Origin of the sequence: Exiguobacterium sp. s6 (genome assembly GCF_018618155.1) — a bacterium.
Lineage (GTDB): Bacteria > Bacillota > Bacilli > Exiguobacteriales > Exiguobacteriaceae > Exiguobacterium > Exiguobacterium mexicanum_A.
This window is the reverse complement of record NZ_JACSLN010000001.1, coordinates 217,447-229,735: the sequence shown is the minus strand read 5'-3', so window position 1 is coordinate 229,735 and position 12,289 is coordinate 217,447. Positions and strand designations below refer to the sequence as shown.

The 12,289-nt window shown below is 53.4% G+C and carries 11 protein-coding genes; 4 read left to right on the top strand and 7 right to left on the bottom strand.

Annotated elements, in window-relative coordinates:
- Positions 1 to 175 precede the first annotated feature (175 nt).
- The 3 genes from KNP75_RS01310 (at position 176) to KNP75_RS15785 (ending at position 2,553) form a co-directional block, all read left to right on the top strand.
- Entirely contained in the window at positions 176 to 1,291 is a 1,116-nt protein-coding gene (locus tag KNP75_RS01310; protein ID WP_034779275.1) for an NADH-dependent flavin oxidoreductase, read from the top strand.
- A gap of 266 nt (positions 1,292 to 1,557) precedes the next feature.
- A complete protein-coding gene (locus KNP75_RS01305; RefSeq protein ID WP_034779277.1) occupies positions 1,558 to 1,770 on the top strand; it encodes a hypothetical protein in 213 nt (70 codons plus the stop codon).
- Between the two features lie 39 nt (positions 1,771 to 1,809).
- The gene (locus tag KNP75_RS15785; protein ID WP_215189435.1) at positions 1,810 to 2,553 is read left to right on the top strand and encodes a helix-turn-helix transcriptional regulator; all 744 of its coding nucleotides are present in this window, start codon (positions 1,810 to 1,812) and stop codon (positions 2,551 to 2,553) included.
- 14 nt (positions 2,554 to 2,567) lie between these two features.
- Here KNP75_RS15785 and KNP75_RS01295 read toward each other — a convergent pair whose 3' ends face one another.
- From KNP75_RS01295 to KNP75_RS01275, 5 genes are all read right to left on the bottom strand, one after another.
- Positions 2,568 to 3,116, bottom strand: a complete 549-nt coding sequence (locus KNP75_RS01295; protein ID WP_215189433.1) for a GNAT family N-acetyltransferase — start codon at positions 3,114 to 3,116, stop codon at positions 2,568 to 2,570.
- 43 nt (positions 3,117 to 3,159) lie between these two features.
- Positions 3,160 to 3,990 (bottom strand): TVP38/TMEM64 family protein, encoded by an 831-nt coding sequence (locus KNP75_RS01290; protein ID WP_034779281.1) that lies wholly within the window; start codon positions 3,988 to 3,990, stop codon positions 3,160 to 3,162.
- Positions 3,991 to 4,126: 136 nt separating this feature from the next.
- Positions 4,127 to 5,722, bottom strand: a complete 1,596-nt coding sequence (locus tag KNP75_RS01285; protein ID WP_034779284.1) for a CTP synthase — start codon at positions 5,720 to 5,722, stop codon at positions 4,127 to 4,129.
- A gap of 235 nt (positions 5,723 to 5,957) precedes the next feature.
- Positions 5,958 to 6,437, bottom strand: coding sequence for a DNA-directed RNA polymerase subunit delta (rpoE, locus tag KNP75_RS01280; RefSeq protein ID WP_021066088.1), 480 nt, complete (start codon positions 6,435 to 6,437; stop codon positions 5,958 to 5,960).
- Positions 6,438 to 6,530: 93 nt separating this feature from the next.
- Complete coding sequence (locus tag KNP75_RS01275; RefSeq protein ID WP_353049012.1) at positions 6,531 to 7,847, bottom strand: hypothetical protein; 1,317 nt, start codon at positions 7,845 to 7,847, stop codon at positions 6,531 to 6,533.
- Positions 7,848 to 8,011: 164 nt separating this feature from the next.
- Here KNP75_RS01275 and KNP75_RS01270 point away from each other — a divergent pair, with 164 nt between their 5' ends.
- Positions 8,012 to 9,310 carry a methyl-accepting chemotaxis protein gene (locus KNP75_RS01270; RefSeq protein WP_215189430.1) on the top strand — a complete coding sequence of 433 codons (1,299 nt, stop codon included), beginning with the start codon at positions 8,012 to 8,014 and terminating at the stop codon, positions 9,308 to 9,310.
- A gap of 41 nt (positions 9,311 to 9,351) precedes the next feature.
- Here KNP75_RS01270 and KNP75_RS01265 read toward each other — a convergent pair whose 3' ends face one another.
- On the bottom strand, positions 9,352 to 11,481 hold the full coding sequence (locus KNP75_RS01265) for a (Fe-S)-binding protein (RefSeq protein WP_034779291.1): 2,130 nt from the start codon (positions 11,479 to 11,481) through the stop codon (positions 9,352 to 9,354).
- An 89-nt stretch (positions 11,482 to 11,570) separates the two neighbouring features.
- On the bottom strand, positions 11,571 to 12,287 hold the full coding sequence (locus tag KNP75_RS01260; protein WP_034779293.1) for a hypothetical protein: 717 nt from the start codon (positions 12,285 to 12,287) through the stop codon (positions 11,571 to 11,573).
- Positions 12,288 to 12,289: the final 2 nt, after the last annotated feature.

Here is a 12,289-nt window from a genome sequence, read left to right as displayed (position 1 = left end):
TCTCTGTAGTCTCCAACCGGTTATCAACTTTTCTCCTGTATTATACCCTATTCTCACGTCTTCAACCATCGACCCGCTCACCGAGTGTGCAACCTGCCCCTCAGAAAGCGTCCTGCTCGCAATTTCGAAAAGAGACGACTAGACTTCAAGGTATCACCAACAAGGAGGAGTTTTTATGAAACGCATGTTACAACCTTTCCAATTTAAAAACGGCGTCGAGCTCCACAACCGGCTCGTACTCGCGCCGATGACGCACTATTCGTCTGAACCGACGGGTGAAGTGTCAGAGCACGAACTCGCCTACTACCGGAAGCGGGCCAAGAACGTCGGACTCGCCATCACGGCATGTGCTTACGTGACCGAGGACGGCAAAGGGTTCCCGAACGCTTTCGGTGTGAACGACGACAAGTTCATTCCAGGGCTGCGCCAGCTCGCCGAAAGTCTAAAAGCGGAAGGCGCGAAAGCGATTCTCCAAATCTTCCATGCGGGACGCATGTCTCCTCCGGAACTCGTACCGAACGAACAACCGGTAAGCGCAAGTGCCGTCGCACCGGTCCGTGAAGGGGCCGCCACTCCACGTGCCCTCGAGACCGAGGAAGTCGAAGCCATCATCGAGGCGTTCGGCGATGCGACACGTCGTGCCATCGAGGCCGGCTTTGACGGCGTCGAGATTCATGGGGCGAACACATACTTGATTCAGCAGTTCTTCTCACCCCACTCGAACCGACGCGACGACCGCTTCGGCGGCGACGTGAACGCACGTCTTACGTTCCCGCGTGAAGTCATCCGCTCGGTGAAACGTGCGGCCGAAGGCACAGACGACTTCTTGATCGGTTACCGCTTCTCACCGGAAGAAGTCGAAAAGCCGGGTATCACACTCGACGATACGGACGTATTGATCGATATGTTGCTCGAAGAAAACCTCGATTACCTCCACGCCTCGCTCTGGAACTTCAACATCGGTTCAATGCGGAACGAGAACGTGACGGAGCGGTCGATTGATCGCATCGCCAAACGCATCAACGGTGCCATCCCGCTCATCGGAGTCGGACAGCTCCAGCGCCCAGGTCAAGTCGAAGACGCACTGAACGTCATCGACCTCGCCGCGCTAGGCCGCGAACTCATCATCGACCCGGATTGGCTCGAGAAAGTGAAAGACGACCGAGAAGACGAGATCGAGACCGAACTCGACTTGAACAAGCAAGCCGAACTCGCCGTACCGGCTCCGCTCTGGAACGCCATCACGACACGCGCCGGCTGGTTCCCAATCAAAGACCAAGCCGTCAAATAAACCACGATCCGCAGACTTCACGTCTGCGGATTTTTTTGTTTCCACCCAATCCATCGAGCGGTGTGAGAAATAAGATGTGCCACGGACACAATTCCGTCACATTTTTCATCTTTTTCACCACTCCTTTCGTGTTGACCTAACTTTGCAAGCCTTGTCCCCCTTCGTAAGCTAAGGACAGGAACCGTTTCCTCCATGAGACTGCTGGACAAGCCACGCTTGCGCCACGCCTGTCTGTTTGACCGTCTTTTGAAAGGGGCATATGATGTATGACAAAAAAGCCAATCGATCTCGATGCGTACAACAAACAGCTCAATCAACACCAACAGCGGACGAAACAAATCGCTGAAACGTATCGACAAAAAAGCAAGGAACTCGAACACCACCTCGAATCATCCACTCGTTCCCGTGAAGAAACGCTCGCACGAGAAATCGCCGAGTTGAAACAAGCGACCAAGCGGAACGTTCCACGCGATAAATAAACAGTTCCGAACTGTACGACGAAAGAAGTGAATCATCCGGTGGAAAACAAAATCAAGCGCCAATTTCTGAATCACCTGCATCGTGACAAAAATTTGTTCGATGACTTTCAGCATGTGGATAACTTTTATACGCTCGACCAACAGATCGTGAGTGCGCTCCGCAGCGCCCACCCGATTCGGGCCGAGCAACTGCTCGAGACGCTAACGCTTGACCTACTGAAACTCCCGGTCGCGGATGAATATATGAGTGTCCGTTTCTATTACCGCGGTCTCGTCTATCACGTCATCCGCTTGATCCCGGTAGACAATCCGAACGTCCAAACCGCACTCAATTACACGAGCGCACTTCTCACCTTAATCGATGAACTGACGACGACGCTCGATTTTCTCTACGCCATTCCCGTCATTGTCGACCATTTGACGAAAATGATGGCGTTTCTCTCCCCTCCCGTCTCGACCAATCCGAATGTCACGACGGCCATCCATTTGATTGAAGACCACTTGAAAGAACCGACGTTGTCACTCCCGTGGATCGCCCAGCAAACCGGGTTGTCGAACAATTACTTGTCGGCTCTGTTCAAACAGGAAGTAGGCGAGAGTGTGCCCGAACGGATTCGACGACGACGCATCGACGCGTCCATCGCCGACTTGCTCGGGACGAACTTACCGATTTGTGCCATCGGCGAGAAATATTGTTTCGCCTCGTGCACGGCCTATATCAATACGTTCAAGACATATAAACACATGACCCCGCTCCAATACCGCCAACTGTTCCACATATGAAAAGCGCTAAGCCTCTACCGAGACTTAGCGCTTTCTGTCATCCATTCTTCTCGCAACATGCCCATGCGAATCGAGTCGTAACGCACGTCGTCGACGACGCGCACCTGACGAATCCGACCTTCGAGTCGCATGCCGATTTTCTCGGCCACTTTCATCATCCGCTCATTGCCCGACCACGTCGTCAATCCGACCCGGACCGTCGGCAACGTCTCGAACAAGTGCGTGACCCATAGCTTGAGCGCCCGCGTCCCGATGCCCCGATTCCAGCGATCGGCTTGATGGAGGATGATCCCGACCTCGAGCCAGTTCTGACCCGCATCTTCATAATAGAAGGAAACCGTCCCGTAGACAGTCCCATTGACCTCGATGACCCACATGTCGTCACGCCCGACGTGCTCGTCGGCGCTCTCGCGATACACCTCATACGTCTGCGCCCGATGTTCAAAATACGGCGCGTCCCACTTCTTGAATTCTGGTGCCTCATCCTTATACATCAATTCCCATAACCGATCCAAGTCGCGTACCTCGATCGGTCGAATCACTAACGCTTCATCACGAATCATACCCTCGTCCTCTCTATCAGTGCTGCTATACTCTTTCAAGGAATCAGTTCGAATTCCCTTTTTTCCGCTTTCGCCAGACGAGCGCCAAGATGACGAGCAAGAGACTCGCCGTCACCGAGACGATGGCGAACGGACTCGCACCGGTGATGAACAATTCGCCGAGCGAGACCGAATAGGCGAGACCGAACGACGTGACGAGCTTCGCCCCAATCGCAATCAACGCGAATCGAGGGAACGGTACTCGGCTGAACCCGGCCGCGAGACAAATGATCTCGTCAGGCAAGATTGGAATGATGAACAAGACAAGTAAGACACCGAGACCATATTTGTCCACATACCGGTCATACGTCGCGAGCTTGTCAGCATCGATGAGACGCATGATTCGTTCTCGTCCGAACCGGGCAAGTCCGTACATGACGAGAATACCGAGCGTCGTCGCGACGCTTCCGATCAAGGCCGCTCGGAGCGGCCCAAGGGCGACACTGCCGATCGGGACACTGACCGCCTCCGGGACCGGGAGCGCGATCGGTTGCAGGAAGCTGAAGGCGGCGAACAACCACATCGCCTGGTCCTCGTACTGTTCGAGCAGCCGCTCGAGCCCGTAAGAATCGTATAAAACAAGACCGAACGAGACGTAATACACGAAGACGAACAATAGGAACAACGTGAACGTGACTTTGAGCATCTGTTTCAAGTACGTATTCGACCCTTCACGAATCGATCGCAACAGACCGATCGACAGTGCGAGCAACACGATCCCGGTCCATCCAAGTTGATAAGGGAGCAATAGCGTCGGCAAGACGACGAACGGCAACAGGCTGAGCGCGACGAGCGCGCCTCCGTATCCGATATACACCATCATTCGTTTCTGCATGTCGCATCGCCCTCTCCCCGTTCTACTCTTAGTGTACCCGGATTCCTGCCTCGATGTATCCATCTGGGGCTACGGAATGTATCAGCCTTTTGCCCGAGAAAAAAGGCCACAGTCTGATGAGACTGTGACCTGACACTCACTCGCCGAGTGAAGCTTGGATGAAATCGTGGAACAAGCGTTGTGGACGCTCCGGACGCGAAATGAGTTCTGGATGGAACTGCGACGCGACGAACCACTTGTGCTCTGGAATCTCGATGATTTCGACGAGACGGCCGTCCGGGCTCGTTCCTGAGAACTTGAACCCTTCCGCCTCGAACGCCTCACGGTACTCGTTGTTGAACTCGTAACGGTGACGATGGCGCTCGTAGACGAGCTCTTGATTGTACGCCGCATGTGCTTTCGTACCTGGCTCGAGCTTACATGGATAAAGGCCGAGACGGAGCGTGCCGCCGAGGTCCTCGATATCTTTTTGCTCTGGGAGAAGGTCGATGATCGGGTAGTCCGTCGTCGGATCGATCTCCGCCGAATGGGCGCCATCGAGCTTCAAGACGTTGCGGGCGAACTCGACCGTCGCAAGCTGCATGCCGAGACAAATCCCGAAGAATGGGACGTTGTTCTCACGGGCATAACGTGTCGCTTCGATTTTCCCTTCGATTCCGCGTTCTCCGAATCCGCCTGGGACGAGAATCCCATCAGCATCCCCGAGAATCGTCTCGACGTTTTCCGCCGTCACATCTTCTGCGTTGACCCAATCGATATCGATGTCCGCGTTGAAGGCGTAACCGGCGTGTTTGAGCGATTCCGCGACCGAGATGTACGCGTCACGAAGTTCAACGTATTTCCCGACGAGGGCGATTTTCACTTTCTTCTCGAGGTGCGTGACCGTGTGCACGAGCTCTTTCCAAGCCGTCATATCCGCAGCTGGCGTGTTGAAGCCGAAGTAGTCGTTGACGAGTTGGTCCATCCCTTGTTTTTGAAGGTTGAGCGGTACTTCATAAAGGGTTGATGCGTCTTGTGCTTCGATGACCGCTTCTTTGCGCGTGTCACAGAACAAGGCGATCTTTTCACGCATATCTTCCGGAATGTCGTGCTCGGTACGGAGGACGATGATATCCGGTTGAATCCCGTAACTACGAAGCTCTTTGACGCTGTGCTGCGTCGGTTTCGTCTTCATCTCACCGGCAGCGCGAAGGTAAGGGACGAGCGTACAGTGGACGTACATGACGTTCTCTTTGCCGATGTCGTTCTTCACTTGACGAATGGCCTCAATGAACGGAAGCGACTCGATGTCCCCGACTGTTCCACCAATCTCTGTGATGACGACATCTGCGTTCGTCTCGCGACCGGCGCGGAAGACGCGGTCTTTAATCTCGTTCGTGATGTGCGGGATGACTTGGACCGTACCCCCGTTATAATCGCCACGGCGTTCTTTTTTCAAGACCGTCGAGTAGATGCGACCTGACGTCACGTTGGCGTTTTGCGACAAGTTGATGTCGATGAAGCGCTCGTAGTGACCGAGGTCAAGGTCCGTCTCGGCGCCGTCATCTGTAACGAACACCTCGCCGTGCTGGTACGGGCTCATCGTCCCTGGGTCGATATTAATATATGGGTCAAACTTTTGAATCGTCACGTTCAAACCTCGGTTTTTGAGTAGACGTGCGAGCGAAGCGGCTGTGATCCCTTTACCGAGTGAAGATACTACCCCACCTGTTACGAAAATATACTTTGTCATCATCATTCTCCTCTCTTGAATGCCACAACGGGAAACAAAAAAACAAAAAAAGCAAAAGTGCCCCCACTGAAATGGAGGACACTTTTGCTGCATCGTTACGTGCTAAACTAGCCCATGACTAATTTACGTCAGAGACGATGCAGTCGTCAAGTCATTATTTTTTCTTTTTTTCAACTATCAAAAAAGAAAAAGAGACACGCCTAGCCGGGACAAATGCCCGGCTTTTTGCGGTCTCTTATAAATCATCCTCGTCTTCAAGGTCGAGGTCGTCGTCCAAGTCTTCGTCCTCGAACTCGTCAAGGCCTTCTACTTTTTCGGCTTCATCCTCGGCATCGAACTCAGATGCGTCAAAATCTTCACCTTTTGCAAAGACGTCAAGGTCGTCTTCAATGTCGACGATGCCTTCATCTGTCTCATCGATCTCTTCTTCGAACTCATCGAGCTCACCGCGTTGGCGTGCTTCGATAACGAGATCTTCGTCTGACTTATCGAACGGATACCAAACACGAAGCGCCCAACGGTTAGCTCCCAAGTTGACGAATAGTCCGTCGATGTTCATGTCCGTGTAGAGTTGCGCGATTTTCTCGAGCTCTTCCTCTTCACTTGCGAACGTATAGTTTTGTCTGATCAGCTCACGGATCTCATCAAATGACACTGGTTGCTCGCCAGTCTTTTGAAGAATTTCGTAAACGAAATCGATCAACGATTTATTCATTAAAGGACACTCCTTTTCCGTCACTAGTTAAACATCACTCCTCATTATAAACAAAACCGATATGAAAAAGCTAGAGGAAATTATTTTGAAGTTTCAACGGTTTTTTTGGATGCTTAACCAATAGAGCGTAATCAATCCAACGTTGAAGATCCACGTCAAACCGAGCACCCCGAGCATCCAACCACGTGGGACTTTGAAGGACAACTCCGCATTGACGGACTGGCCAGTATATAGGCCGTAGGCGAGCAATCCAACCATGAGCGCGGAATACGCGACGACCATCCCGAACCGTTTCCATAGCTGCAGCAGCAACGAGGCAAACTCTTTATTATCCCCATACGATGCATATAGATAGACGTGACCCGCACTCGCATACATCGTCTGGACGTATCCGCTCACAAACAAGACCGGGATGAACACGAGCGGCTCCAAGAAACCGAGGAAGAATAGCAACGACGTGACAAGCAGGACGTAGTAAGGATGACGCGCCACGTCGAACACACGGTTCAATAATATCCAGCCGATGACGCCCGCCAAGAACGGCATGAACACATAGAAGAAGAGCACTTGAAACGAATATAGGGCCAGACTGACGAATACGGCGCCAATCAACGTCCAACCGCCGAACAATCCAACGATGAATGAGAGCAACTGGACTTTCCGTGTTTTGGTCGCACTGACATACGTTCTCGTCCGCTCCTGGAACAATACCCATCCGACGTACCCGAGCAGAATAATCATCAATAAAAAGATTTCCACGTACCCGCTCGCCCCTTCCAACAGGCTGAGGAGACGGCTCACCAACGTGAACACGGTGACGGTGATGAAGGCAAGCACGAACTTCCCGGTCGCCCACGTCCACGTCGCCGTTTTCTCGAGCGGCAACTTTCTGACAAACGACCATGGAAGAACGAGACTGACGAGGAATAGAAGGACTGCCCCGTTATACGATTGCGTCAGGATATAGGAGAAGGCGACAACCCAAGCAATGAGCGTGAGCACAAGCGGTAACGAACTCCCTTTCTCATCTGACAGTTGTTTTGGTGCCGACAATTCGCTTAGCTGTGACAAAATCGTCGTCATAATCGACCCGACACCGATCGATCCGACACCGACAAGAAAGGCGCTCAATTCGATGGCCCAGCCAAACGGCAACAAAAAGCAGATGAGTCCGGTCACCAAGACGGATAATGCCAACAAAAATGTCCGTTTCGAGCCTAGCCGCCCGATGACATACACCCATAACAATAGCCCCGACATACTCGCCACGTAAAAAATCATGAACGGGATCAATCGTCCTGAGCCTTCTTCCACTGCCATAAACGACAAAAATAAGATTTGAGGCAAAATTTGACTGCTGAGGGCGCTGACAATCGTCAATAACACGACCGTGTTCTTCAAACGGAACACCTCATTTCTCAAAAATGGCCGAACCCATCTCTCTTTCTCCTCTTTCCCGCTTCTAGTGCGAAAACAACCAGCTTCATCGCACATCGATTTCTCAGTTTTTTCACATGTTTGCCGATATAGAATAGAACGCTATTTTAGCTGTATGAGAAAAAGGAGAATGAATCATGGCACTGTTCCGTAAAGCAAAACCTGCCGCCTACGCCGCGTCGATCGGCTTTCCCGATGTGGCGACAATCGCGCAACCAACCGACCCGAATTTGAACGGACGCACCCATTATATGGGCTATACGGCGTCGCAAGTGAAACAACTTCAAAACATGGCCCCGCTCGTCGAAGCGGTGTTAGATGACGTCCTTGAAAACGTGCTCGACCACTTGATGCTCCAACCCGAGATGGCTCAACTCGCCAACGCCTCATCGACGCGTGAACGTCTGAAAAAAGTGTTCGCCGACTACTTCCGTAGCCTGTTGACCGGAAAGATCGATGACAAGTTCCTCGCCATGCGCAAGCGGATGGGACAAACGCATCATCACTTCTCGGTACCGGTCGTCTGGTTCCTCGCGACGTATTCCGCCTTCAACACGTTGCTCATCCCAAAAATCGTCGAGGCGTATCAACACGACCCGGCCACGATGACTGAGTCGCTCCTCGCTTTGTCTCACGCGATGAACTTGGACGCTCAAATCGTCACCGAACAATATGTCGACGCCCGCCTCGATGAAATCGAATCGGCGAACGTCGCTCGGGCGGCGCTACTTCATGACGTGAGCCGCGTCAGCACAGAAGTCGCGACGACGATGGAACAAACCGGTCACGCCATGTCCGAGACGAGCAAGCGGGCCCATCAAGTCTTGTCCGAGACCGAACAGACGGAGAAGATGAGCCGCCACTTGATGAACTTGACGCATACGAACGGCGAACAAATCGAACAGATGGAGACCGAGTTCAAGCAATCGGCGACGTATGTCGATGCCTCGCTCGAACGGATCACCGCCCTCAAGGACGGTTCACAAGACATCGTCAGCATGACCCGGAGCATCGAACAGATCGCCAATCAGACGAACTTGCTCGCCTTGAACGCATCGATTGAAGCGGCCCGGGCCGGTGAGCACGGTAAAGGCTTCGCCGTCGTCGCCACCGAGGTGCGCACGCTCGCCGAGAACGCCAAGCAGCTGAGCAGTCAAATCAACGTCCTCATCCATGAGAACGAGACGAACATCGCCGCCCTGCTCGATCAGATGGGACAGATGCATCGGACGAACGACGAGGCGATGCGTCAACTCGGTGCCGTCAAAGCAGGCTTCTCGACCGTCAAAGACGAGATGGGCAATTACGTCCTGTCGTTCGAACGGAACAAGCAAGACCTCGGCCAAATGGTCGAGACGATCTCAGCCATCAACGAGACGACGCAAGGCTTATCGCACTTGACGTCTTCTTTACTAGCTACGTCCGAAATGCACTGACGACAAAACAAGGCACGGTCCGCGGACCGTGCCTTGTTTTTTTATTGAACGAGTGGTTCTGCTACTTCGATCGGAGCGAGGGAGCGATCAAGCAATTCGACGACGTCGAACGTGCCGACCGTCTCATCGACTTCTTTCGCTTTCGTCCCGTCCGAGAGCATCGTCAAGCAGTACGGACAAGCCGAGCCGATGACGGTCGGCTTCGTCTCGAGCAGCTGCTCGGTCCGAGCCACGTTGACGCGCGTCCCGACTTTCTCTTCTTGCCACATGAGACCGCCGCCAGCGCCGCAGCACATGCCGTTCTCACGGTTCCGGTCCGCCTCGACGAGTTCGACACCCGGGATGCGTTCCAAGACGAAGCGTGGGGCGTCGTAAATGCCGTTATAGCGCCCGAGGTAGCACGAGTCGTGATAGACGACCCGCTCGTTCACGGAGAAGTCCGGCTTGACCCGGCCCGTATCGAGCAGCTCGGCGAGGAGCTCGGTATGGTGATACACTTTCACACCGCTCAGTCCGAAGTCCGGATACTCGTTTTTAAACGTGTTGTACGCGTGCGGGTCGACCGTGACGATTTTTGTGACCCCATACTTCTCGAACAGTTTGATGTTCGCTTCGGCGAGCTCTTGGAACAACAGCTCATTCCCAATGCGGCGTGGTGTGTCCCCTGAGTTCTTCTCTTCGTTCCCGAGGATGGCGAACGAGACGCCGGCCTTGTTCAAGACGCTCGCAAAGCTTTGCGCGACTTTTTGGCTGCGGCTATCGTATGAGCCCATCGCCCCGACCCAGAAGAGGAATTCGAACTCTTCACCGGCCTTCTTCTTCTCTTTCGCCGTCGGGATGACAAGTTCTTCCCGGTCTTTGCGCCAATTCTCGCGCTCTTTCCGGTTCATCCCCCACGGGTTGCCTTGACGCTCGATGTTGGCGACCGTACGCTGCGCCTCAGGATCCATCTTGCCTTCCATCATGACGAGGTAACGGCGAAGGTCGATGATCTTGTCGACGTGCTCGTTCATGACCGGGCATTGGTCCTCACAGTTGCGACATGTCGTACATGCCCAAATCTCTTCTTCGGTGATGACGTTGCCAATCAACTCGTCGGCGACGAGCATATGCCCGTCTTGAGCCGCGGCCGCGATCTCGGCCCCTTGCGTGTTTTGGAACATGAGCGCCGGTGCCCACGGCGATTTACGCGTGATGGCGGCCCCTTTCATGTTCATGTGGTCGCGCAGTTTGACGATGAGATCCATCGGCGACAACATTTTACCAGTCCCGGTCGCCGGGCAGACGTTCGTACAGCGTCCGCATTCGACACAGGCATACAAGTCAACGAGTTGTTTTTGATTGAAGTCTTCGATCTTATTGACGCCGAAGACGATTTCTTCATCCGACTCCTCGGCCTCTTCCATCGCTGAGAAGTCGACCGGTGCGAGACGACCGACTTGGTGCGTCCGTCCGAGCCAGACATTGAGCGTCCCGGCAATCAAATGGGCGTGCTTGCCTTGCGGGATATAGATCATGAAGCTGAGCAAGAACAAGAGGTGAAGCCACCAGAAGACGACGAACAAGGCGAAGGCGACGCCTCCCGGTACCCAAGCGAACGCCGAACCGATGAGTGTCGCGACCGGTTCGCCCCACATCGGGAGCTCTTCCTTATAGACGAGATAGAACCCGTTCCCGAACAAGACCGATACCATCAACCCACCGATGAAGATGAGGGCGAGACCGGCCAGAAAGTTTCGTTTTAAACGCACGAGTTTCTCGACGTAACGGCGGTAGAATCCCCAAACGACCGCGACGAGAATCATGAGCATGACGATTTCTTGCATGAACGTGAAAATCGGATAGAGCGGACCGAGCGGGATGTGCGGGAAACGCGTCCCGACGGCCAGCCCTTTCCAGATGAAGTCGATGGCCCCGAACTGGACGAGGATGAACCCATAGAACATCATGACGTGAATGATGCCGCTCTTCTTGTCTTTCAACAGTTTCTTTTGGCCGAACACGTTGATCATGACCTGTTCAAGCCGTTCCTTATTCGTTTGGCTCCACTCTGCCTTTTTCCCGAGCTTGATGAACGTATAGCGCTGGTACACCAACGATGCGAACAAATATAGTCCATAGCCGAGGACGAGCAAGAATAGAATCCAGTTGACGATTAAAAATGTAGACATCCCCAAAACCCCCCCTTATGAAAACGGATTCAATCTTGAGTTCAGTATATCAAACAATGAATGAACAGTCATTCATTTTATTGGAGAGGTCAAAAATTGAGCACATGTTTTAAAAATAAGAGGATACCGCCATACCCGACGACGGCGAGGACGAACGTCCGGAAGTGAAGGTTGCGGTCGGCCGGGAGCTCGAACTTGACGATGTTCAGAATCATCGCCCCGGCGACGAACGCGAACAAGATGGCCTCGACGTGCGAGGCGAGGTCGATCAAGCGGGAGAAGAAACCGCCGGCAAGAATCCCGCCGCTCAACAAATAACGCCCTTGCCGGATGTACCGTTCCCCGTAATGGCGATACAAGTCGTGGCCGACGGCGAGGAAGTGGACGCCGAGCGCCGTCGCGTAGAAGCTGCGTGCGACGAACGTGACGGATGATGCCGTGACGACGTAAGCCGAGAACGACATATATGCCGTCAACAGCGTCACTTGGAGCCAGTACGACACGTTCTGGTCAATCGTCTCGTCTTTGAAATGGGGCGTCCGGACGACACGCATCGTCCCGTAAAAGACGGTGAAACCGAGCAGGCTGATGACATAAATCTCCGACGGCAAGGCCAGGTCGAGCCAATCGACTTGAAGCGTGTCTTGCCGCTTGTTCAAGGACGGCAAGAGATACATGAAAAAGTATGTGATGGCGATCCCGCTCGAAAACGAGAACCATTTTTGAGACGGCACCCGGTCTCGCGGAAACAGATAAATTCCAAAAAAATTGATCAGTGCTAAATAGACCACGATCCAGTTCGCCATCT

Bases quoted from the DNA above. Each gene is read 5' to 3' on its own strand.
- KNP75_RS01310 (WP_034779275.1), top strand. From the start codon at position 176: ATGAAACGCATGTTACAACCTTTCCAATTTAAAAACGGCGTCGAGCTC.
- KNP75_RS01305 (WP_034779277.1), top strand. From the start codon at position 1,558: ATGACAAAAAAGCCAATCGATCTCGATGCGTACAACAAACAGCTCAAT.
- KNP75_RS01295 (WP_215189433.1), bottom strand. From the start codon at position 3,116: ATGATTCGTGATGAAGCGTTAGTGATTCGACCGATCGAGGTACGCGAC.
- KNP75_RS01290 (WP_034779281.1), bottom strand. From the start codon at position 3,990: ATGCAGAAACGAATGATGGTGTATATCGGATACGGAGGCGCGCTCGTC.
- KNP75_RS01285 (WP_034779284.1), bottom strand. From the start codon at position 5,722: ATGACAAAGTATATTTTCGTAACAGGTGGGGTAGTATCTTCACTCGGT.
- rpoE (WP_021066088.1), bottom strand. From the start codon at position 6,437: ATGAATAAATCGTTGATCGATTTCGTTTACGAAATTCTTCAAAAGACT.
- KNP75_RS01270 (WP_215189430.1), top strand. From the start codon at position 8,012: ATGGCACTGTTCCGTAAAGCAAAACCTGCCGCCTACGCCGCGTCGATC.
- KNP75_RS01265 (WP_034779291.1), bottom strand. From the start codon at position 11,481: ATGTCTACATTTTTAATCGTCAACTGGATTCTATTCTTGCTCGTCCTC.
- KNP75_RS01260 (WP_034779293.1), bottom strand. From the start codon at position 12,287: ATGGCGAACTGGATCGTGGTCTATTTAGCACTGATCAATTTTTTTGGA.